Annotated in this window: 21 protein-coding genes and 3 pseudogenes; 19 read left to right on the top strand and 5 right to left on the bottom strand. The window is 63.7% G+C overall.

Translation table 11 applies throughout. The features are described from left to right. Positions 1-13: 13 nt before the first annotated feature. Both NQE15_RS22850 and NQE15_RS22845 read right to left on the bottom strand, forming a co-directional pair. A complete protein-coding gene (locus tag NQE15_RS22850) occupies positions 14-994 on the bottom strand; it encodes a helix-turn-helix domain-containing protein (RefSeq protein WP_265945083.1) in 981 nt (326 codons plus the stop codon). A 147-nt stretch (positions 995-1,141) separates the two neighbouring features. After that, positions 1,142-1,501, bottom strand: coding sequence for a helix-turn-helix domain-containing protein (locus tag NQE15_RS22845; RefSeq protein WP_265945081.1), 360 nt, complete (start codon positions 1,499-1,501; stop codon positions 1,142-1,144). A gap of 35 nt (positions 1,502-1,536) precedes the next feature. On the opposite strand from NQE15_RS22845, the gene NQE15_RS22840 reads away from it, so the two are divergent. The 19 genes and pseudogenes from NQE15_RS22840 to NQE15_RS22760 all read left to right on the top strand — a co-directional run bounded on the left by NQE15_RS22840 (position 1,537) and on the right by NQE15_RS22760 (position 18,687). Then, on the top strand, positions 1,537-1,929 hold the full coding sequence (locus NQE15_RS22840) for a hypothetical protein (protein ID WP_265945079.1): 393 nt from the start codon (positions 1,537-1,539) through the stop codon (positions 1,927-1,929). Between the two features lie 120 nt (positions 1,930-2,049). Then, entirely contained in the window at positions 2,050-2,454 is a 405-nt protein-coding gene (locus NQE15_RS22835; protein WP_265945077.1) for a hypothetical protein, read from the top strand. 134 nt (positions 2,455-2,588) lie between these two features. Continuing rightward, positions 2,589-3,737, top strand: coding sequence for an amine dehydrogenase large subunit (locus NQE15_RS22830; RefSeq protein ID WP_265945075.1), 1,149 nt, complete (start codon positions 2,589-2,591; stop codon positions 3,735-3,737). Further along, on the top strand, positions 3,734-4,006 hold the full coding sequence (locus NQE15_RS22825; protein WP_265945073.1) for a MauE/DoxX family redox-associated membrane protein: 273 nt from the start codon (positions 3,734-3,736) through the stop codon (positions 4,004-4,006). The genes NQE15_RS22830 and NQE15_RS22825 overlap by 4 nt, the downstream gene beginning before the upstream one ends. After that, a pseudogene (locus NQE15_RS24140) lies at positions 3,967-4,086 on the top strand (hypothetical protein); the annotation flags it as partial. The gene NQE15_RS22825 and the pseudogene NQE15_RS24140, both read left to right, overlap by 40 nt. Before the next feature lie 39 nt (positions 4,087-4,125). Next, positions 4,126-4,287, top strand: coding sequence for a hypothetical protein (locus tag NQE15_RS23970; protein WP_323054921.1), 162 nt, complete (start codon positions 4,126-4,128; stop codon positions 4,285-4,287). 10 nt (positions 4,288-4,297) lie between these two features. After that, a complete protein-coding gene (gene mauD, locus NQE15_RS22815) occupies positions 4,298-4,888 on the top strand; it encodes a methylamine dehydrogenase accessory protein MauD (protein WP_265945070.1) in 591 nt (196 codons plus the stop codon). Between the two features lie 27 nt (positions 4,889-4,915). Further along, positions 4,916-5,449 carry a methylamine dehydrogenase light chain gene (locus tag NQE15_RS22810; RefSeq protein WP_265945069.1) on the top strand — a complete coding sequence of 178 codons (534 nt, stop codon included), beginning with the start codon at positions 4,916-4,918 and terminating at the stop codon, positions 5,447-5,449. Between the two features lie 5 nt (positions 5,450-5,454). Further along, positions 5,455-5,700, top strand: coding sequence for a c-type cytochrome (locus tag NQE15_RS24135; protein WP_416336492.1), 246 nt, complete (start codon positions 5,455-5,457; stop codon positions 5,698-5,700). Further along, complete coding sequence (locus tag NQE15_RS22805; protein ID WP_265945067.1) at positions 5,598-6,362, top strand: hypothetical protein; 765 nt, start codon at positions 5,598-5,600, stop codon at positions 6,360-6,362. The genes NQE15_RS24135 and NQE15_RS22805 overlap by 103 nt, the downstream gene beginning before the upstream one ends. A 54-nt stretch (positions 6,363-6,416) precedes the next feature. After that, positions 6,417-7,787, top strand: coding sequence for a DUF1329 domain-containing protein (locus NQE15_RS22800; RefSeq protein ID WP_265945065.1), 1,371 nt, complete (start codon positions 6,417-6,419; stop codon positions 7,785-7,787). Positions 7,788-7,819: 32 nt separating this feature from the next. Continuing rightward, positions 7,820-7,993, top strand: a pseudogene (locus NQE15_RS23965) (DUF1302 family protein); the annotation flags it as partial. Next, on the top strand, positions 7,960-9,597 hold the full coding sequence (locus tag NQE15_RS22790) for a DUF1302 domain-containing protein (protein WP_323055001.1): 1,638 nt from the start codon (positions 7,960-7,962) through the stop codon (positions 9,595-9,597). The pseudogene NQE15_RS23965 and the gene NQE15_RS22790, both read left to right, overlap by 34 nt. A 101-nt stretch (positions 9,598-9,698) precedes the next feature. Then, positions 9,699-11,123, top strand: coding sequence for an efflux RND transporter permease subunit (locus tag NQE15_RS22785; protein ID WP_265945063.1), 1,425 nt, complete (start codon positions 9,699-9,701; stop codon positions 11,121-11,123). Then, complete coding sequence (locus NQE15_RS22780; RefSeq protein WP_265945061.1) at positions 11,111-12,070, top strand: efflux RND transporter permease subunit; 960 nt, start codon at positions 11,111-11,113, stop codon at positions 12,068-12,070. Before NQE15_RS22785 ends, NQE15_RS22780 begins: the two co-directional genes overlap by 13 nt. A 13-nt stretch (positions 12,071-12,083) precedes the next feature. Continuing rightward, entirely contained in the window at positions 12,084-13,124 is a 1,041-nt protein-coding gene (locus tag NQE15_RS22775; protein WP_265945059.1) for a WD40/YVTN/BNR-like repeat-containing protein, read from the top strand. 95 nt (positions 13,125-13,219) lie between these two features. Next, positions 13,220-14,728, top strand: a complete 1,509-nt coding sequence (locus NQE15_RS22770; RefSeq protein ID WP_265945057.1) for an aldehyde dehydrogenase family protein — start codon at positions 13,220-13,222, stop codon at positions 14,726-14,728. A gap of 14 nt (positions 14,729-14,742) precedes the next feature. After that, positions 14,743-16,433: pseudogene (locus NQE15_RS22765) on the top strand (AMP-binding protein). Between the two features lie 793 nt (positions 16,434-17,226). Further along, on the top strand, positions 17,227-18,687 hold the full coding sequence (locus tag NQE15_RS22760; RefSeq protein WP_265945055.1) for a TonB C-terminal domain-containing protein: 1,461 nt from the start codon (positions 17,227-17,229) through the stop codon (positions 18,685-18,687). Between the two features lie 85 nt (positions 18,688-18,772). Here the strand turns inward: NQE15_RS22760 and dbpA are convergent, their stop codons facing one another. The 3 genes from dbpA to NQE15_RS22745 all read right to left on the bottom strand — a co-directional run bounded on the left by dbpA (position 18,773) and on the right by NQE15_RS22745 (position 21,042). Beyond that, a complete protein-coding gene (gene dbpA / locus NQE15_RS22755) occupies positions 18,773-20,110 on the bottom strand; it encodes an ATP-dependent RNA helicase DbpA (RefSeq protein ID WP_416336554.1) in 1,338 nt (445 codons plus the stop codon). Positions 20,111-20,184: 74 nt separating this feature from the next. Beyond that, a complete protein-coding gene (locus NQE15_RS22750; RefSeq protein ID WP_265945051.1) occupies positions 20,185-20,679 on the bottom strand; it encodes a hypothetical protein in 495 nt (164 codons plus the stop codon). 117 nt (positions 20,680-20,796) lie between these two features. Next, the gene (locus NQE15_RS22745) at positions 20,797-21,042 is read right to left on the bottom strand and encodes a hypothetical protein (RefSeq protein ID WP_265945049.1); all 246 of its coding nucleotides are present in this window, start codon (positions 21,040-21,042) and stop codon (positions 20,797-20,799) included. Between the last annotated feature and the right edge of the window lie 26 nt (positions 21,043-21,068).

The following is a 21,068-nucleotide window of genomic DNA, read 5'->3' as shown; positions in this document are numbered from 1 at the left end:
GGCCGTTGGCGATTCAGGCGCGCTGGCCGCGCTGGGTATCGGACGGCAGTTCGCCGAACAGTGCGCGGTATTCGGCGGCAAAGCGCGACAGATGCCAGAAACCCCATTTGCAGGCGACATCGCGAATGGCCTGGGCGCTTCCCGCGGCTTCGCGCAATTCACGGCGAACCCCGTTGAGCCGAAGGGTGCGCAAGTACTGCACCGGATTGGTGTTCAGTACTTCCAGGAAACAGTAGTTGAGCATGCGCCGGCTGATGTTCAGTTTGGCGCACAGGTCGCCGACGGTGATCGGCTCGGTGGTGCGGGCGAGAGCGTAATCGGTAGCCTCCCGGACCACCTGGCAACGTCCCTTGAATGACCGCGAGGGCATTGGCGCTGCGGAGGCCGAGCCGAGCACCTCGGCGAGGTGGCCGATGATGGCCGAACTCATGGCCTTTTGAACCTGCGGGTAGGCGAGCAGTCCGGGTTCGAAATTGCTGGGGTCGAAAATGGAGAGAAGGCAGTTCCTCAACTCGTCCAGTTGGCCCGGGGGGGTGACCAGCACGGATGGCGACGACGGAAAGAGCTTTCCCAGTTCGTCATTCGAGCGCGGCTGCAGCGCCTCGATCAGCATATTCTGCGGAATGGCGAGCGCGACCACATCGAAGTTTTCCGGAGTGGTCAGCGTGAAATCCTTGTCGCTGTGAAAGGTCAGAATCGAATCACGGGTCAGGACCTGCTTGGCGAACAGTCCGGTGCCCTTCATGTGCACCGGAATACCGACGACGTAAGAGCCTTTCCACGTTGTGCCGGCCTGCGAAACCGAGCGGTTGGTCGTCTCGCGAAAGATCTGCAATCCCTCGAACCAGATGTCTACGACCTTCCCTTCGAAGGAACCCGGCGATAACTGGTCGTAAATCTGGTCCCACTTGCCCAGTGCTGCGGCATGCTCGTCCGAATCCGACGTCTTGCGACGCTGATAGGAATAGGGAGAGGGGGCCTGTAGTTGATGCATTGCCGATGAAGAAAGTCTGGCGCAGAAAGATGAAAACAGTGTCGGACTTTAAGCTGACCGTAATTTGACAGTCTAGTAAAAAGTTTCACTAAGCGATATTGCTTTCTTATATCGTAACGCAATTCTGTCAATCATCGGTGCCGGGCATCAGTGGGTCGGCCGGTCCCTGGCGGTAACCGAGGGCAGTTCACCGAACAGGGCCCGGTACTCCGCAGCAAAGCGGGGCAGGTGCGAGAAGCCCCAGTGCGCGGCGATGTCGCGGATCGCCGGCGGCGACGCCGTAGCGGCACGCAACTCCCGGCGCACGCCATTGAGACGCAGGTTGCGCAGGTAGTGGTGCGGGCTGCTGCCGATGATTTCCTGGAAATAATAGTTGAGCAGGCGACGGCTGATATTGAGCTTGCTGCAGAGATCCTCGACCGTTGGCGGTTCGCTGGGGTGGGCCAGGGCATAGTCGATAGCTTCATTGACCAGATGGGCGCGCGCCTTGAACGAGGGCGCCGGCATCGGGCCGGGCAAGCCCCGCCCAGGGTTTCGAGGATATGGCCGATGATCGCCGAATGCATGTTGCGCTGCACCTGGGGATAGCACAGCAGTTCCTGCTGGAACTGCTGGGGATCGAGAACCGAACCGAGGCACGCGCGCAGTTCGTCCAGCCTGGCCTTGCCTGGCATCAGCAGCGACGGCTGGTCGGGAATCAACTGGCGGATGTTGCAGCCCTCGGCCTCGAGTTGCTCCAGCGTTGCATCGGGAATGGCAATGCCGATCACGTCGAAATTCTCGGGCGTCGTCAGGGAAAAGCCCTGCTCGCTCTGGAAAGTAAACACGCTGTCCATGTTGACCTGCTGTTTGCAGAACAGGCCGGGGCCGCTCATCGCAACGGGAATGCCGATGATGTGGCAGTTCTTCCACGGGGCGCCATTCTGGAACACTGAGCGGTTGGTGGTTTCGCGAAAGATCTGGATGCCCTTGAACCACAGTTCGACCACCTCGCCGACGAAAGGCCCGGGCGACATCTGGTCGTAGGTCTGGTCCCACTGCGCCAGGGATTCGGCGTGCTGGTCGGAATCCCGCGTGTTTTTATGCTCGAAGGTAAACGGGGCGGCGACGGCATTGTCGACGGGCGGCACCACTGCACCGACGGAGTGCGCCTGCTGCTGCAAGTGTTTGCCGGTGGTGCATGCGGCAGAGCCCTGGCCTTGCGCTCGCCTGATGCAGGGCTGCTGTCCGGAACGGAGAGAAGAATACATGGCGGTCTTTCTGTCTTGAAAATCATGGGCTTGGGGCGTTCTGCCGAAAAAACCGGCAGCGCTCGCGGGCCTCGCGCCAGGAAATCTCGCCCGAGACGAAGTGGTGCACTGCACAAGTTGTGCCTGAGCAACTATTTTTCCCGGTTTGGCATTGAGCAAAGTCAACGTTCCGCCAGTGAAATGCACGATTTTTCCGATTTCGGATATTGATCGCCGCCAACCGGGCTTTTCGGTTCCGATTTCGGATAACGGCTTTCTGCCCTCCCCGACAACAATGTAATCCATGCGCCGGGGAGGGATTTTTGCCCGGCATTGATCCTGGCACGAGAAAAAGGAGGTCGCTGGTGAGTCCCAAGAGAGTTGTTCTGTTTTCATTGCTGGCCGGGCTCGGCGGCACCGCGCTGCCGGCCCTGGCCGAGTTGCCGGTGGACACGATCACCGTATCGAGCCTGCCCGCCCCCCACCCCTATCGCCTGTATTTCACCGACGTTGCCCTGCCGCACATTTCCGACGGCAAGCTGACGGTGATCGATGGCCGCAACTTCAAGGTCGAGGGCATGGTATCGACCGGGGCCTTCGCCCAGACCACCCTGTCGCCGGATCGCTCCGAGCTCTACGTGGTGACGACCTATTACACCAAGCTCAACCGTGGCGTGCGCAGCGAGGAAATCCTCGTTTATGACGCCAAAACACTCGCCCTGAAGGCGGAGCTGCCGTATCCGGCGCGCCATGCCCAGGCCCTGCCCTATGTCGGTACCTTGCGCACCAGCGGCGATGGTCGCTTCATCATTGTCCAGAACGCCACGCCAGCCACCTCGGTGGGCATTGTCGATCGTCAGAGCGGCAAGATGGTTTCGGAAATTCAGACACCGGGCTGCTTCATCGTTTATCCCGCCCAGACCACCAACCGTTTTTCCACCTTGTGCGGCGATGGCACCATGTTGACCGTTTCCCTGGATGATCAGGGCAATCCTGTCGGCAAGAAAAAAACCGCAAAATTCTTCGATCCGGACGAGGACGCGTTGTTCTCACCGGCAGCCCAGGATGGTGACACGTACCACTTCGTTACCTACAAGGGCAACGTTGTGAGCATCAATGTTGCCGGTGAAACCGCCGTGCCCGAAAAGGCCTGGCCGCTCGCCCTGCCGTCGGAGGCCAAGCAGAACTGGCGCCCGGGCGGGTCCCAGCCGGTTGCCTTGCACAAGGAAAGCGGCACGCTCTACGTCGGTCTCCATCCGAAGGGCCTGGAGGGCAGCCACAAAAATCCGGCAAGCGAAATCTGGGTGTATGACCTGAAGGCCAAGTCTCGCCTGGCGCGCGTCAAGACACCGCATGCGGTCGGTCTTGCCGTCAGTCAGGGTGTGGCGCCACGGTTATTTGCCTTCAACGCCGAGGGCGCAAGCATTACTGCTTTCGACGGTGGCCGGAAATTGAAGAAGGTTGGCGGGGCAAATGGTTTCGGTGATACGCCTACCCAAATGGAAGTGCAATGATGGAAATCCTCATCGCATTCTTCCTCGATCCGGTCGTGACCCGTGCCATCGGGGCAACGCTCTCCATCGTCCTGCTCTTCGGGGCCTTGCAGAAGCTGCGTGATCCGGTGGTCTTCGCCGGCGCGGTGGAAAACTACCGCCTGTTGCCGGATGCCCTGCTGCCGGTGGCTGCCCATGGCTTGCCCTTGCTTGAGCTGGCGGCGGGCGTGCTGCTGCTCTTCCCGGAGACCTGCCTGCTCGGCGGGGGCTGGCCCTGCTGCTGCTCGTAGTCGTCACCTCGGCCGTTGCCATCAACCTGCTGCGCGGCAACGCCGGCATCGACTGCGGCTGCGGCGGTCTTTCCAGCCAGCCGCTGTCCTGGGCGCTGGTCGGCCGCAATGTCCTGCTGATGCTGCTGATCGGCATCGCCGTGCAGGAAAGTGCCGGTCGCGCCCTGGTCTGGGCTGATTACTTCACCGTCGGTGGCGCTGTCCTCGCCCTGGTCGGCCTCTATGTCTCCGCCAATCAATTGATGACCAACGCTCCCCTGGCGCTGGCTGTTCGCAAGTAAAGGAAAAATCATGAATGACGCTCTGCTCGTTTCCAACGTCTTCCTCTGGGGCATCGTGCTCGCCCTTGTCGTGGTCGTCCTCGCTCTCGCCCGCCAGATCGGCATCCTCTACGAACGCGTCGCGCCGATGGGGGCGCTGATGATGGATCAGGGCCCGAAAGTCGGCGAAGTCGCACCAGCCTTTAGTCTCGACTCGATCGGTGGCGGCAAGATGCAGATTGGCGGCAATTCCGGTCGCAGCCAGCTGATCTTCTGGCTGTCGCCGACCTGCCCGGTCTGCAAGAAGCTGCTGCCCATCCTCAAGTCGATCCAGGGCGTCGAAAAGTCCTGGCTCGATGTGGCGCTGGCCAGCGATGGCGACCTGCCCGAGCACGCCGAGTTCTACCGGAAAGCCGATCTGAAAGGCTTCCAGTACGCCCTCTCCCACGACCTCGGCATGACCTACCGGATTTCCAAGCTGCCCTATGCCGTGCTGATCGGCGAAGACGGCCGGATTCGCGGCAAGGGCCTGGTGAATTCCCGTGAGCAGCTGGAAAGCCTGTTCGCTGCGAAGGAAGCCGGCGTCGCCTCGATTCAGGAATTCATCGATCAGCGTGCCTGATCCGAATAACCAGCAAGGAGTTCAAAAGTGAAATGGCTAGATAGTTTCTTCGAGAAGAAGACCCGCCAGGTAGCGCAGTCGGCATCCCGCCGTAGCGCCCTGGTCAAGGTTGGCAAGCTCTTTGTCGGTACCGCCTTCATCCTGCCGGTGTTGCCCTTCGACCGCATGAACCCGAATGCCCACGCGGCCGAAGGCAAAAAGAAGGTGGATGTTGACGATGAAACCAGTTGCGATTATTGGCGTCACTGCGCTCTTGACGGTTTCCTCTGCAGTTGCTGTGGCGGCACGGTAACGACTTGTCCGCCGGGTACCGAGATATCCAAGGTGACCTGGGTCGGTACCTGTCGCAACCCGCATGATGGCAAGGATTACCTGATCAGTTACAACGACTGTTGCGGTGTTGCCCAATGTGGCCGCTGTTTCTGTAATCGCAACGAACGGGAGCGTCCGGGCTACCGCCTCGGGGTGCACAACGACATCAACTGGTGCATGGCCAATACCAGCAACACGTACAACTGTACGGTGGCGGCCATCGTCGGTGTTGGCGAGCCGCGGGGGTAAGACCGATGCGCCAGTTGTTCGCCACCTGCCTGCTGACGCTCCACGCCAGCGTGCTGCTTGCCCAGGATGCCCAAGGCAAGCCGGGAGCGGGCATTTATGCCACCCATTGTGTCGCCTGTCATCAGCCTGACGGTCAGGGGCGCCCGGCGTGGCGCCGCCACTGGCGAGCAATGTCGGGCGGCACGCCGGCAGCCCGGAAGGCCGCAACTACCTGGCCCGGGTGCCGCTCACCGGCATGGTCGGCAGCATAACGGTCGATGGCGTGCGCTACCTCGGTAACAACATGCCGTCGTTCGCCGCGCTGTCCGATGCCGATATCGCCAGTGTGGTCGGCTACGTGCTGCGTGAATTCAATGGTGTTGCCGACCTCACCTGGCTGACCCGGGCTTCGTTGCCGGCGTGCGTCAAAGCGGCGGTACGCCGAACGAAACCCACAAGCAACGCGGCCGCCTGCCGGCGGCGACAGGAGGTTAGGGCGATGCAAAAAGTCTTGACGCTCGCGCTGCTGGGCATGACGGCAAGCCTGGCCTGGGCCGGCCCGGATGCCGGTTCGCCGCGCATGAACTACATGCTGCATTGTTCCGGCTGTCATGGCCCGGATGGTTCGGGTAGCCCGAGTTCCGGGGTGCCGAGCATGCGGGGCACCCTGGGACATTTTCTCAAGGTGAAGGACGGACGGGAGTTCCTGATCCAGGTGCCGGGTACTTCGCAGTCCTCCCTTTCCCACAGGGATACGGCGGAATTGGCGAACTGGCTTCTGAAGACGTTCAGTCCGCTGGAAGTTCCTGCGAACACTCTGCCCTACAGCACGGAAGAGGTTGCCCGCTTGCGAAATGATCCGCTTGCGGATGCGCCGGGACGGCGGGCCGAAATTGTGCAGCATTTGAAAGAGCAAGGAATTGCCATCGACTGAGTCGGTCGGCGGTCTTCGGTTTGAAAAATATATTCAGTCAGAAGGGGATCAAAAATGGGTAAAACCAACAGAGCATTGCCAATCGGGGCCTTGGTGCTGGGATTGGCCGGATTTTCCGGCGTTGCCGTCGCCGCCGTCAGTGATCAGGAAGCCGCCCAACTGGGCAAGGACCTGACGCCGGTCGGTGCCGAAAAAGCCGGCAACAAGGATGGCAGCATCCCGAAATGGGAAGGCGGCATCCCCAAGGGCAAGCACAAGCTGGGCGAGGCCCGCGTCGATCCCTTCGCCGCCGACAAGCCCCTGTACTCGATCGATGCCAGCAACGTCGACAAGTACAAGGACAAGCTCTCGGCCGGCCAGATCGAACTGATCAAGACGCGCAAGGGCTACCGCATGGACATCTATCCGACCCACCGCAGCTGCGGCTACCCGGATTCGGTCTATGGCCAGACCAAGGTCAACGCGACGCTGGCCAAGCTCACTGCGGACGGCAAGGACAATCTCGACAAGGCGGTCGGCGGCGGTTTTCCCTTCGCCATCCCCAAGAACGGCGCCGAAGCGGTCTGGAACCACCGCCTGCGCTGGCAGGGCGAAGGCCGCATCGAGTACTACCAGACCAATTTCATCAACCCGGACGGCACTTTCTACGGCCTGGCCCAGGATCAGTGGGTGATGACGCCGTTTGCCTCGGCCAAGGCCAAGTCGCCCGAGGACGTCGGCGGCGTGCAGCAGAAGCTGCTCAACGTGGCGACGGCGCCGGCCTCGCGCACCGGCGAAATCATTCTGGCCCACTACTTCCTCGGCAAGTCCAACGATGCCTGGATGTATTTCCCCGGCCAGCGCCGAGTCCGCCGCCTGCCAGCCTTCGAGTACGACAATCCGATCCCGGGTTACGAGAACCTCGAAACCGCCGACCAGTACCCGATGTTCGCCGGGGCCCTGGACCGCTACGACTGGAAGCTGGTCGGCAAGCAGGAAATGTACGTGCCGTACAACAGTTTCAAGTTCGTCGCCAAGCGCCCGGTCAAGGAAGTCTATGAAGGGCTGTTTCCCAAGCGCGACCTGATGCGCTACGAGCTGCACCGCGTCTGGAAGGTCGAGGCCACGGTCAAGCAGGGCATGCGCCACATGTTCGCCAAGCGCACGTTCTATATCGATGAAGACACCTGGATGATCCTTGCCGCTGACCAGTACGACGCCCAGGGCAAGCTCTGGCGCGTCATGGAAGGTTCGCTCTACCCGGCGGTCGAACTCGGCGCCTGCGTCAGCCAGGAATTCATGTCCTGGGATCTGACGGTGAATCGCTACATGGCCGAGAACTCCACCCAGGAAGCCAAGCCGACTGACTGGCTGGCCGGTTCCGAAGGCCGCATCGACGTCAAGCGCTTCGAGTCCGACGAGTTGCGCCGGACCGGCGACCGCTGATCGCTTCGACCATCTAACGTGAGGGGAAAACAATGAAGACGACAGTGATCATCCGCCGGACCCGGCTGGCCCTTGCCATTGCCGCAATCGGCATGGGCATGGCCAGCCCGGCGCAGGCGTTCAAGTTCGAGATGGACAACGGCATCAGCGGCAGCCTCGACTCCACCGTTTCATTCGGGGTCCAGCGCCGCATGCAGTCGCCCAACACCAGCATGATCGGCAACGACAACGGCGGCAGCGTGCCGACGACGGGCACCCTGGGCGAACGAGTGAACGGCCCCGGCGGGGCGCCTCGGCCAACCCGGACTTCAACTACACCAATATCGACGACGGCAACCTCAACTACAAGAAGGGCGACATCGTCTCGGCGGTGCTCAAGGGCACCCACGAACTGTCCCTGTTCGATCGCGGCAACTGGGCGGCGCTGGGCCGGGTCACCTGGTCGTCGGATTTTGCCGCCATCCACACCGACCGCACACCGCTCGATTCTGATGCCAAGCAGGCCTTGCGCATGGACGTCACCCTGCTCGATCTGTGGGTCGCCAAGAACTTCCAGCTCGGTGACAACTCGGCAAAGGTCAAGTTCGGCAACCAGGTGATCAACTGGGGCGAGGACATCTTCATCTTCGGGGGCATCAATACCATTCATGCCTTCGATATGCGCAAGGCCCACGTCCCGGGAACCCAGGTCAAGGAAATCCTGATTCCCGCGCCGATGGCCTCGATCAGTACCAGCCTGGGCGGCGGCTTCTCGACCGAGGCCTATTACCAGTTCGCCTGGAACAGCTTCAAGCTCGATCCGGCCGGCAGCTATTGGTCCACGGCCGATTTTCTCGGCAAGGGCGGCCGGCGCGGCGCCTTCATCCCCTCGAGCTTCGGCGGCGTGGGCGACTACGATCCGACGCGCGACCGCAGCATGGATGTCGTCAATGCCGCCGGCGGCGTGATTCCGGTCGAGCGCCAGAAAGCGAAGTCCAACGGGCAGTATGGTGTCAATCTGCGCTACAAGCCGGCCGGCGCCGACACCGAATATGCCGCCTACTACATCCGTTACCACGACAAGCTGCCCTTCGTCGGCTTCAAGGTCAGAGCCGATGGCTCCAACCTGTTCAACGGCATCGTCGCGGTCGAGCAATACGGCGAGAACAAGGACCTGTACGGCGTTTCGGCGAACACCAAGATGGGCGACTGGGCCTTCGGGGCCGAGCTGTCGTACCGGCCGCGCGACAGCGTGGCGATCGACCCGACCGTGCCGGCTTTCGCGGGTTCGATGTCGAAGCAGCAATACAACCTGGCGGCGATCACCAACAATTACTCGCAGCAGGGCATGGCCAACGGCTACACCAACGAGAAGAAGTTCCAGGGCCACGTGACGGCCTTCACCTTCCTGCCGCCGGCGTTGACCCGGGCGCTCGGCGCGGCCGACGGCGCCTTCCTCGCCGAGGTCGCGGTCACCCATTACCCCGGCCTGAAGCTCAACGGCGAGGTGCCCTACCTGCTCAACGACTACTCGATGCCGGACAAGACCTCGTGGGGCTACGTCGCCGAAATCAGCCTGACCTACGCCAATGTCTTCGGCTCGGGCTGGACGGCGACACCGATTGTCGACTTCTACCATGACGTCAAGGGCACCAGCCCCAACGCCATTCCCTTCGTCGAGGGCCGCAAGGCCCTGGCCATGGGCGTGACCTTCGATTATCACAACCAGTGGAAGTTCGGCATCGGCTACAGCGCCTTCTTCGGCGGCGGCAACCTGAACCTGATGCGCGACCGCGATATCGCCTCGGCCACCATGTCGTACGCCTTCTGATTCCCATCGCCCGGGCGACTTCCGCTCCCCGGAGACGGGGTCGCCCACCACCCTATTCATGGCTCCCGCCTTAGCGGGGAGCCGATTCGAGGTAAGTTTTCATGGCTGGCATTGTTGTTTTCGTAAAGCGTCTGGAAGATTTCTTCTTCCGCTTCCGGCTTCCCACGCTGGTGATCCTCGTCATCTTCACGGCGCTGATGGGCTTCCTCGCCGCGCAGTTGCGCATGTCGGCGGGGTTCGACAAACAATTGCCCGTCGGTCATGAATATACCGACACCTTCTTCCAGTACCGGACCCAGCTTTTCGGCTCGAACCGCATCATGGTCGTCGTGCGGGCCACCCAGGGCGACATCTGGACGCCGGCATCGCTGAAGAAGCTGCATGAGGTGACCGAGGCCGTGCTCTACCTGCCGGGTATCGACCGGCGCTCGGTGCAATCCCTGTGGACCCCGAATACCCGGGTCTATGAACTGACCGAGGAAGGCTTCCAGGCCGAGGACGTGATCGGCGGCAACGTGACGCCCGACGCCCTCGATGCCGAAAAAATCTCGCGCATCCAGGACCGGGTTGGCCGTGGCGGTTACATCGGCAGCCTGGTGGCCAATGACGGCACGGCGGCGATGATCGTCGCCGACCTGCTCGAGGAAGACCCAAGCACCCATCAGAAGCTTGATTACCTGGATCTCGCCGGCAAGCTCGAGAAGGACGTGCGCGGCAAGCTGGAAACGCCGGAGCACGAGATCGAGATCGTCGGTTTCGCCAAGCAGATCGGCGATATCGCCGATGGCGCCAAGGGCGTTGCCATCTTCTTCGCACTGGCCATGGTGCTGACGGTGCTCGCCGTCTATTGGTACTGCCGTTCGGTGCTGCTCACCATGCTGCCCATCGTCTGCTCCTCGGTCTCCGTGGTCTGGCAGTTCGGCACCCTGACCCTGCTCGGCTTCGGCCTCGATCCGCTGGCCATACTCGTGCCCTTCCTGGTCTTCGCCATCGGCGTCTCGCACGGCGTGCAGCAGATCAACGCCATCTCCAAGGCCGTCGCCAACGGCGCCGACTCGATGGGCGCGGCACGCGAGAGCTTCTCCAGCCTGTTCATTCCCGGCACGCTGGCCCTGGTAACTGCCTTCGTCGGTTTCATCACCCTGGTCATCATTCCCATCCCGATGATCCGGGAACTGGGCATCGCCGCCTCGATCGGCGTCGGCTACAAGATCGTCACCAACCTCATCATGCTGCCGGTCACCGCCTCGTATTTCCGCTTCTCGCGCGACTACGCCCTGCGCCTCGAAGACCTGCAGAACAAGCGGGGCAAGATCATCGAGCGCCTTGGCTTCATTGCCGACATCAACCATGCCCGCCTGGTGCTGGCCGTCGCCGTCGTGCTCTTCGGTGTTGCCGTCTGGCAAAGCCACGGCCGCCACATCGGCGCGCTGCAGCCCGGCGCCCCGAGCTGCGTCCGGACTCACGCTACAACACCGACATCGCCAATATCGTCAAACGCTTCGATCTCGGCATGGACACCCTGACCGTGGTTTTCGAAACCCCCAATGACTCGTGCAACAACTATGAAGTGGTGAACTACATGGACCAGTTCACCCAGCACATGTCGCAGGTGCCCGGCGTGCTCTCGGTCTCCTCGCTGTCGGCGCTGGCCAAGTTTGCCAATGCCGGCCTCAACGAAGGCAACCCGAAGATGACCGCCCTGCCGCGCGACAGCAAGGCACTGCAGGTCGCCGTCGGCTACCTGCCGGAAGCCGGCGGCCTGTTCAACCGGGCGTGCACGATGATGGCTGCCAACATCTACCTGGCCGACCACAAGGCAACGACCATCAAGCCGGCCATCCAGGCGGTCAAGGATTTTCGCGACGCTTACGATCCGGCAGCCCTGGGCATCAAGGTCCGCCTGGCTTCGGGCAACATCGGCGTGCTGGCCGCCACCAACGAGGAAGTCGAAGAGCGCGAGTTGCCGATGATGCTCTACGTCTACGCCGCGATCATGATCCTGGTGCTGCTCGCCTACCGCGACTGGCGGGCCATGCTCGCCTGCTGCGTGCCGCTGACCCTGGCCACCTTCCTCGGCTACTGGTTCATGAAGACCCTGGATATCGGCCTGACCGTCGCCACCCTGCCGGTGATGGTGCTGGCTACCGGAATCGGCGTCGATTACGCCTTCTACATCTATAACCGCCTGCTCATCCATCTCGCCCGCGGCGAGGCGATGAAGGCGGCACTCGAAGGCGCGCTGCGCGAAGTCGGCATCGCCACCATCTTCACCGCCATCACGCTCTCGGTCGGCGTCGCCACCTGGTCCTTCTCCGACCTCAAGTTCCAGGCCGACATGGGCATCCTGCTCACCTTCATGTTCATGGTGAACATGCTGATGGCGATCACCGTGCTGCCCGCCTTCGCCGTCAAGCTCGATTCCCTTTTCCCGCGCCGGGGGCCGGTCAAGGCCCCGGCCATCGGCCACTGATCCGGAAGCCATCATGAAGCGTCAATTCATTTCCCTCTGCCTGGCCATCACCACCCTGGCGCTGGCCGCCAGCAGCGCCGCAACAGCCGCCGACAAGCCGACCGCCGTGGCCGATGGCCTGCGCAGCGCACCCCGGCTGATCCACCCCGAAAAGGCGCCGATCTTCGCCTCGGCCCTGGCCGGCAAACGTATCGTCGCCGTCGGCGACCATGGCTTCGTCATCCTCTCTGACGACGGCAAGAGCTTTCGCCAGGCCGCCGCCGTTCCGACCCGGGCACCGCTGACCAGCGTCCATTTCATCGACAACAAGCGGGGCTGGGCCGCCGGCCATGACGGCACCATCCTCAGTACCGGCGATGGCGGCGAGCATTGGCAGGTCCTGCGCGAAGAGCGCGGCAAGGAGCGTGTCCTGCTTTCCGTGTGGTTCGAGAATGCCACCCACGGCCTGGCGGTCGGCCAGTTCGGCCTGGCCCTGGAAACCATGGATTCGGGCAAGACCTGGCAGGAACGGCGCCTGATCGACGGTGAGGCGGGAGAAATCCACCTGCTGCAGATCGTTCCGGCCGGCGGCGGCTTGTTGCTGGTGGCCGGCGAGGCCGGCGCCATCCTGCGCTCCGAGGACAATGGCGCGACCTGGCGGCTGATCCAGACCGACAACAAAGGCTCCTTCTGGACCGGGCTGGCCCTGCGCGACGGCTCCCTGCTGATGGCCGGACTGCGTGGCCATCTCTATCGCAGCGTGGATCGCGGCCTGAGCTGGAAGGAAATCGCCAGCGGCACCCAGCAGTCGCTGACCGCCATCATCCAGCACCCCGATGGCAGTGTGCATGTCGTCGGGGCTGGCGGTGTCTCGCTGAGCGGCGGCAGCCGGCAGGGCATGCCGCCGCGCTTTTCCCCGCCCAGCGGCCAGGCTGCCGTCTGGGTCAGCAGTGAGGACGAGGGCCAGAAGTTCGAGGCCAGCGTGCGTCCCGATCGCGCCGGGCTGACCAGCGTTGCCGCCGGGCCGGCCGGCGACGTGCTTTTCTCGGTGCTCGGCGTCGTGTCCGGACACTGATTTCACCCGTTTTGACGATGCCGCGGGCGCTGCCCGAGGCGTGATGCTTTGACCACAAGCAGGCACTCGCCTGCACAAAAATCAGGAGACCAACCATGCAACTCAACGATCTCAAGGATCAGCTGACCACCAAGACCCGCGACTTTCTGGCCCGGGGCAAGCATCGCATGCTGATCGGCGGACAGTGGGTGGAGGCCGCCGGTGGCCAGACGCTGGCCGTCATCAACCCGGCCAGCGAGGCCGTCATCGCCACCGTCGCCGCCGGCCAGCCGGCCGACGTCGATGCAGCCGTGGCCGCCGCCCGCAAAGCCTTCGAGAGCGGCCCGTGGAGCCGCATGAAGCCGGCCGAGCGCGAACGCCTGCTGCTGCGCCTGGCCGACCTCATGGAACAGAACGCCCGCACCCTGGCCGAAATCGAATCCCTCGACAACGGCAAATCGGCCGCCATCGCGCAGGCCGTCGATGTCGGCCTGAGCGTTAGCTACCTGCGCTACATGGCCGGCTGGGCGACCAAGATCGAAGGCAGCACCGTGGATGTTTCGGTGCCCTTCATGCCCAACGCCGAATTCGTCAATTACACCCGGCGCGAACCGGTCGGGGTGGTGGCCGCCATCGTCGCCTGGAATTTCCCGCTGCTGCTCGCCTGCTGGAAGCTCGGTCCGGCGCTCGCCACCGGCTGCACGGTAGTACTCAAGCCGGCCGAACAGACGCCACTGTCGGCGCTCTTCCTCGGCGAGCTGATCCAGGAGGCCGGCTATCCGGCCGGCGTGGTCAATGTCGTGACCGGCGACGGCATTGCCGCCGGCGCCCCGCTGACCCGGCATCCCGGCGTGAACAAGATCACCTTCACCGGGTCGACCGAGGTCGGCAAGCTGATCGGCAAGGCCGCCATGGACAACATGGCCCGCGTTACCCTCGAACTCGGGGGCAAGTCGCCGGTCATCGTCCTCGAAGACTGCGATCCCGCCGTCGCCGCGGCCGGTGCCGCCCAGGCCATCTACTTCAATCAGGGCCAGGTTTGCTGCGCGGGTTCGCGGCTCTACGTGCACAAGAAGAATTTCGACCGGGTGGTCGCCGACCTCGCCGATCAGGCCAGGGCGCTGAAGATCGGCCACGGTCTCGATCCGCTGGCCCAGATGGGGCCGCTGGTCTCGCAGGAGCAGATGGAACGCGTCTGCTCCTATATCGACATCGGCCGTCAGCAGGGGGGCGAAGTCGTCACCGGCGGCGGCCGGGCCACCGACATCGGCTATTTCGTCCAGCCGACGGTGATGACCCGGGTCGACCAGAAGGCGCGTGTCGTGCAGGAGGAAATTTTCGGGCCGGTGGTCGTCGCCATGCCTTACGACGATCTCGACCAGGTCGCGGCCTGGGCCAACGACACGCCCTATGGTCTGGGCGCCAGCATCTGGTCGAACGACCTGTCCAAGGTGCATCGCCTGATTCCCAAGATCAAGGCGGGGACGGTCTGGGTCAATTGCCACAACCTGCTCGACCCGGCCATGCCCTTCGGCGGCTACAAGCAGTCCGGATTCGGCAAGGAAATGGGAAGGGCGGCGCTGGACGGTTACCTCGAGCAGAAGTCCGTGTTCATGGCCGTCTGACACCGGGAGGTCTCATGGAAACCGCAGAGAGTGTTGTCCGCGGGGCGACCGACGTTCCGCTGATCGAATCCACCATCGGCTGCTATTTCGACCGGGTGGCCGCCCGCTGGCCCGAACGCGAGGCGCTGGTCGTTCGCCATCAGGGCGTGCGCTGGACTTACCGCGAGTTCGCGGCCCGCGTTGATGCCCTGGCGGCCAACCTCCTGCAGTCGGGGTTGCGGCCCGGCGAGCGCATCGGCATCTGGGCGCAAAACTGCAGCGAGTGGGTGCTCACCCAGTTCGCCACGGCCAAGGCCGGCCTGGTGCTGGTCAACATCAATCCGGCCTATCGTCGCCACGAACTGGAATATGTCCTCAACAAGGTGAGTTGCACGGCGCTGATCCTGGCGCCGAGCTTCAAGAGCAGCGATTACCTGGATATCCTGCGCTCCCTGGCACCGGAACTGGAAACTTGCGCCGCCGGGGCGCTGGCCGCCGCCAAACTCCCCGGCTTGAAGATGGTGATCCGCCTCGGCGCGGAACAATCGGCCGGCATGGGCAATTTCCCGGATCTGCTGCGACCGCCGTCGGCGGCTGCCCTTGCCGAACTGGCCCGGGTCGGCACGACGCTGGGGACGGAGGATCCGATCAACATCCAGTTCACCTCGGGGACGACCGGGGCGCCCAAGGGGGCGACCCTGACCCACCGCAACATTCTCAACAACGGCTTTTTCATCGGCGAGGCGATGCGCCTGACCGAGCACGACCGGCTGTGCATCCCCGTGCCGCTCTATCACTGTTTCGGCATGGTGCTCGGCAACCTCGCCTGTCTGGCCCACGGGCGGCCATGGTCTTCCCCGGCGAAGGCTTCGATGCCGCCGCTGTGCTGGAGACAGTCCAGGCCGAGCGGTGTACGGCCCTGCATGGCGTTCCCACGATGTTCATCGCCATCCTCGACCATCCGCAATTCGCCACCTTCGATCTGGGCTGCCTGCGGACCGGCATCATGGCCGGTTCGCCCTGTCCGGTCGAAGTCATGAAGCGGGTCATCGAGCAGATGCACATGGATGAGGTGACCATCGCCTATGGCATGACCGAAACTTCGCCGGTCAGTTTTCAGAGCTCCTGCGACGATCCGATGGCGCGCCGGGTTTCGACCGTGGGTCGGATTCAGCCGCATGTCGAATGCAAGGTGGTAGACAGCGCGGGCCACAGCGTTGCCCGCGGCCAGAAAGGCGAGCTGCTGGTCCGCGGCTATTCGGTGATGCAGGGCTACTGGGGCGACCCCGAGCGTACCGCGGAAGCGATCGACAGCGGCGGCTGGATGCATACCGGCGACCTCGGGGTGATCGATGCCGAAGGCTATTGCAACATCGTCGGTCGCGCCAAGGACATGGTGATCCGGGGCGGCGAGAACATCTATCCGCGCGAGGTCGAGGAATTCCTCTACGGCCATCCGAAGATTCAGGATGTCCAGTGCGTCGGAGTACCCGATCCGAAGTACGGCGAAGAGCTCTGCGCCTGCATCATTCTGCGGCCGGGAATGACGGCGACGGAAGAGGAGATCCGCGATTTTTGCCGCGGCGAGATCGCCCATTACAAGGTGCCGCGCTACGTGCGTTTCATGGACGCCCTGCCGATGACGGTGACCGGCAAGATCCAGAAATTCATCCTGCGCCGCCAGATTGCCGAGGCGCTGGGGCTGGAGGAGGAAAAAACGGCGTGAACGCGCCGCGCTTCGGCCGCTTGGGGAGCGAGGGCGTGCCAATGCATTGACTGACAAATACTAAAGTACCGCTGTTAAAAGGTAGATCTCCTAGTTAATTCAATTGACCAGAGGGCGCCGTGACCATTTCATGAGCAATGGTGGCGAACTGGTCATTAGGCTGCCGATCATCGGGAAGATGATGCAACCGTTATGCGGACCCGGCCAACATCGTTTCGTTGCAGGCCGCTTGATTCTGACCGCATAATCGAAGCATGAATATCAATTCATCTGCGGGCCTTGGTGTCCGGTTCATGAAAGCTTCGATCCGGTCGAAGTCCCTGGATTTGTGCTTGGCGTGGGCGATGTACCGGGCCGCGATGGTGGTGTGCGCTTGAATTCGATAGAGTCTGGCGCCGCACCGGATCTGCCATCCGATCCACTTGTAGCATCCGCTACGCATGCTGCCGGCCGCGGCTTGCAGCCGGTTCGTCGTGCGAGCCCCGAGGGCCGGCGACTCTTCATTCCGCTGCTGCTTTCCCTGCTATTCCACGCACTGCTGTTCAGCCTGACCTTCGGCGGTCAGGAATTCGGGCTTCCGGGCTTTTCCTTCCCCTGGCAGGATCGACGGATCGAAGTGCCGGATCTGCGCGTCGTTCTCATTCCGGCACCGGTCGCCGAGTCGACGCCCACTATCACGTCTGATCCCCTGCCGCTACCGCCGGTAGCGAACGAGCAAACCGTGGCCGCTGGGCCAGCGGTTGTCACCTTCAAGTCTCCCGAGCCGCCCGTGGAGCGGCCGTCCCCGGCGATAGTGCCGCGGAGTACGTCGACAGCGAAGGCCAGCCCGAGGCCGAAGGCAGCGACCGCCAAAGTCCCTGCGAACACGCCTGCTGAAGTGCTTGCCGATTCGCCGCCCCAACCGAAACCTTTTCCCGCCGTGATCGCCCTGGAGCAGTCCACAGAGGCCGAATTCGTCGTGCCTCCTGCGCCGTCTGAGCCGCCGCCTGCCGTCTCGGCAGCGCCAGAAGATGCTGAGGGGGCAGCACAGGCCCGAATCGACCAGCAGACGCAGGAGCGCGTCGCCGAGGAATCTGTGCGTCAGGAGGCGGCACAGGCAGAGTCTGTGCGACTGGAGACTGAGCGTCAGGAGAGCGCACGACAAGCAGCCGCTCGCCAGGAACTGGCCGGTCAGGAAGCAGTGCGTCAGGAGGCGGCACGGGCCGAGTCTGTTCGACTGGAGACCGAACGCCAGGAGAGCGCACGACAAGCAGGCGCTCGACAGGAGCTGGTACGGCAGGAGGTTGCGCGACAGGAAGCAGCACGGGCTGAGTCTGTGCGACAGGAGGCCCAACGCCAGGAGAGTGCACGACAAGCAGTCGCTCAACAGGAGCTGGCAGGTCAGGAAGCAGCGCGACAGGAGGCAGCACGGCAGGAGGCGGCACGGCAGGAGGCGGCACGGCAGGAGGCGGCACGGCAGGAGGCGGCACGGCAGGAGGCGGCACGGCAGGAAGCCGCACGGCAGGAGGCAGCACGGCAGGAAGCAGTGCGTCAGGAAGCAGTGCGTCAGGAAGCAGTGCGTCAGGAAGCAGCACGACAGGAAGCAGCACGACAGGAAGCAGCACGGCAGGAAGCAGCACGGCAGGAAGCAGCACGGCAGGAAGCAGCACGGCAGGAAGCAGCACGGCAGGAAGCAGCGCGGGCCGAGTCTGTGCGACAGGAGTCCGAACGCCAGGAGAGCGAACGCCAAGCCGCCGCTCGTCAGGAGTCGGCACGTCAGGAATCAGCGCAGGCGGAGGCCAAGCGGGAGCAGGATGCGCGACGGGATGCTGCGCGGCGGGCGATGGGACGCCAACTCGACGAGGAAGCCGCTCGCCGTGAAGCGGCTCAGGCGGCTAGGGAACGCTCACCGTCGTCGAGCGGCTTCCGCCGGGGCAGGCTCTTCGGGCGCTCCGACGCCAACGCCGAACTCGTTTTGTACGCGGAAGCCTGGGGCCGGAAGATCCACTTTAGTATGGGGTTCGACATGGTGCGCGAAGCGGCGAAGCAGCCGCACAGCGATCCCATTGTGACAGTGGCCATTCGCAGCGACGGCTCGGTCGAGTCCGTAACAATTGTTCGCTCGAGCGGCGTGGCCGCGATCGATGATGCGATACGCCGCATCGTGCACAACCAGACGCCCTATCTACCGTTCCAGCCGGCGCTTGCCCGCGACTTCGACGTGGTCGAGATCCGTCGGACCTGGCACTTCGACACCGCCATTCGGCTCTATTGACGGGACGCTGCCCGGCGCCTGGGGGGACGACCGGCAACTTGCGGAGTCGATCGCCGGGTTTCGCTGTTCAGCGTGCCCCTCAACCCTAAAGTGCCCTGACCTTGACCGTCTTCCCCTTGACCTTGCCGGCGCCGAGCTTGCGCACGGCGTCGCGGGCGATGCTGCGGGAGACCGCGATGTAGGTCGTCTGGTCGGTGACCGTGATCTTGCCGATCTGGTCGCCTTTGAAGCCGGCTTCGCCGGTCAGCGCGCCGAGCACGTCGCCGGGGCGGATCTTGTCCTTGCGCCCGCCGAGCATGAGCAGCGTGGACATCGGCGGCACCAGCGGCGCATTGTCCTGGCTGTCCAGCGCCCCGAGTTCGCTCCAGGTCAGCTGGCAGCCCATTTCCTGGGCGATGGCGGCCACCCGGCGGCGGTCGCCGTGGCTGCACAGGCTCAGCGCCCAGCCTTCCTGGTCGCCGCGGCCGGTGCGGCCGATGCGGTGGACGTGGATTTCCGGATCGGGCGTGACATCGACGTTGATCACCGCTTCGAGCTGGGCGATATCGAGGCCGCGCGCCGCGACGTCGGTCGCCACCAGCACCGAGACGCTGCGGTTGGCGAACTGGATCAGCACCTGGTCGCGCTCGCGCTGTTCGAGGTCGCCGTTCAGGGTCAGGGCATGGATGCCCTCCTGGCGCAGGACGTTGAGCAGGTCGCGGCATTGCTGCTTGGTGTTGCAGAAAGCCAGCGTGCTGACCGGGCGGTAGTGCTTGAGCAGCCGGGCGACGGCGGCCAGGCGGTCGTCGTTGCTGACTTCGTAGAAGCGCTGGCGGATCTTGCTGCCGGCGTGCTGTTCGAGCAGCTTCACTTCCTGCGGCTGGTGCAGGAACTGTTTGGCGAGCTGGGCGATGCTTTCCGGGTAGGTCGCCGAGAAGAGCAGCGTCTGGCGCTTGGCCGGGCAGCGCTTGGCGACGTAGGCGATGTCGTCGTGGAAGCCCATGTCGAGCATGCGGTCGGCTTCGTCGAGGACCAGGGTGGTCAGCTCGTCGAGCTTCAGATAGCCGCGTTCCATGTGGTCCATGATGCGGCCGGGCGTGCCGACCACGATATGGACGCCGTTTTCCAGGCTGTTCGCCTGGTTGCGCAGCGTCGAGCCGCCGACCAGGGTCAGCACCTTGATGTTTTCTTCGAAGCGGGCCAGGCGGCGGATTTCCTGCGTCACCTGGTCGGCCAGTTCGCGCGTCGGGCAGAGCACCATGGCCTGCACGGCGAAGCGCTTCGGGTTGAGCTTGGCGAGCAGGGCCAGCCCGAAGGCGGCGGTCTTGCCGCTGCCGGTCTTGGCCTGGGCGATCAGGTCGTGCCCGGCCAGGGCCAGCGGCAGGCTGGCGGCCTGGATCGGCGTCATGCTCAGGTAGTCGAGCTGCTGCAGGTTGGCCAGCATGGCCGGCGCCAGCGGCAGTTCGGCGAAGGATGACCCGGCGGCGGGCGGCTCGACGGCAGTCGTCACGGTAGCGCTCAAGGCTTGCGGCGGCGCGCCGCCGGCATCGGCTTGCGCTGGCGCTGGCCGGGGCGCTGCACGGATTTGTCTTCCGGCTTCGGCTTGGGCACCAGCAGGTTCTTGGCGGTACTGGCGGCGGCTGCGCGGTGGGCGACGATGGCGGCGCGGAAGGCCTCCTCGGTGAGCACGATGGCTGCGAACTCGCCCTTGGCGTTGTGCATGGAGAGGCCATCCTTGATGCCGAACAGGCGTTCGGCGGTGTCGGCCTTGCGCGGCTGGGCCTGAATGATCTTCTGGGCTTCCGGGGTCAGCGCGAAACGGCCTTCCACCTCGTTGAGCAGGCCGTGGGTGGCGAGGCGCGAAAAGGCTTCGACCAGTTTGGCTTCGGTCGGAATATTGTCCTGGAGCAGGTCGATCGCCGCCATGATCTCGACGATTTCCGCCGGCCGCCGTTTGGAAGCAAGGGCCGTTGCGAGAAGAATGAGGGCATCAACATCGTGGATCGGGTGCATGGAATTAGCTTTGAATGCCTGTGGCGCAAGGGAAAGGCGGCACACAGGGGCGTCGGACGCCGGGTGACAGGGCCGCAAAAAAGAGGGCCGGAGGCCGCCAGTGTACCGCCTTGTGGCTCAACTTGCCCGGTTCAGTGCGCGGCGGATGCGTTCGATCGTTTGCTCGACCGCCGCCGTTTTCGCCACCTCGAGGCCGAGATTGCGGGCGATGGCATTGACCTTGGCAGGGTTCAGCGGAATGCCGCCGCGATCGACGGCGGCGATCAGCCGGCGTGCCTGCTCGATGTCGGAAAGCGGTTGCGGAGCAGCCGGTAGCAGGCATTTCAGCCAGCGGATGATTCCTTTTGTACGGCGTGATCCCATAAACTGGCAGGTATTCAAAACTGCGA

Source organism: Dechloromonas sp. A34, assembly GCF_026261605.1.
In the GTDB taxonomy this organism is placed as follows: Bacteria; Pseudomonadota; Gammaproteobacteria; order Burkholderiales; family Rhodocyclaceae; genus Azonexus.
Note: the sequence above shows the minus strand (reverse complement) of the source record. Positions and strands in the feature narration are given on the sequence as shown.

Excerpts from the sequence above, each read along its gene's own strand:
- NQE15_RS22850 (WP_265945083.1), bottom strand. The coding sequence starts at position 994 with ATGCATCAACTACAGGCCCCCTCTCCCTATTCCTATCAGCGTCGCAAG.
- NQE15_RS22845 (WP_265945081.1), bottom strand. The coding sequence starts at position 1,501 with ATGCCGGCGCCCTCGTTCAAGGCGCGCGCCCATCTGGTCAATGAAGCT.
- NQE15_RS22840 (WP_265945079.1), top strand. The coding sequence starts at position 1,537 with ATGGCCGATGATCGCCGAATGCATGTTGCGCTGCACCTGGGGATAGCA.
- NQE15_RS22825 (WP_265945073.1), top strand. The coding sequence starts at position 3,734 with ATGATGGAAATCCTCATCGCATTCTTCCTCGATCCGGTCGTGACCCGT.
- NQE15_RS23970 (WP_323054921.1), top strand. The coding sequence starts at position 4,126 with ATGCTGCTGATCGGCATCGCCGTGCAGGAAAGTGCCGGTCGCGCCCTG.
- mauD (WP_265945070.1), top strand. The coding sequence starts at position 4,298 with ATGAATGACGCTCTGCTCGTTTCCAACGTCTTCCTCTGGGGCATCGTG.
- NQE15_RS24135 (WP_416336492.1), top strand. The coding sequence starts at position 5,455 with ATGCGCCAGTTGTTCGCCACCTGCCTGCTGACGCTCCACGCCAGCGTG.
- NQE15_RS22800 (WP_265945065.1), top strand. The coding sequence starts at position 6,417 with ATGGGTAAAACCAACAGAGCATTGCCAATCGGGGCCTTGGTGCTGGGA.
- NQE15_RS22785 (WP_265945063.1), top strand. The coding sequence starts at position 9,699 with ATGGCTGGCATTGTTGTTTTCGTAAAGCGTCTGGAAGATTTCTTCTTC.
- NQE15_RS22780 (WP_265945061.1), top strand. The coding sequence starts at position 11,111 with ATGGACACCCTGACCGTGGTTTTCGAAACCCCCAATGACTCGTGCAAC.
- NQE15_RS22775 (WP_265945059.1), top strand. The coding sequence starts at position 12,084 with ATGAAGCGTCAATTCATTTCCCTCTGCCTGGCCATCACCACCCTGGCG.
- NQE15_RS22770 (WP_265945057.1), top strand. The coding sequence starts at position 13,220 with ATGCAACTCAACGATCTCAAGGATCAGCTGACCACCAAGACCCGCGAC.
- dbpA (WP_416336554.1), bottom strand. The coding sequence starts at position 20,110 with ATGCTGGCCAACCTGCAGCAGCTCGACTACCTGAGCATGACGCCGATC.
- NQE15_RS22750 (WP_265945051.1), bottom strand. The coding sequence starts at position 20,679 with ATGCACCCGATCCACGATGTTGATGCCCTCATTCTTCTCGCAACGGCC.
- NQE15_RS22745 (WP_265945049.1), bottom strand. The coding sequence starts at position 21,042 with ATGGGATCACGCCGTACAAAAGGAATCATCCGCTGGCTGAAATGCCTG.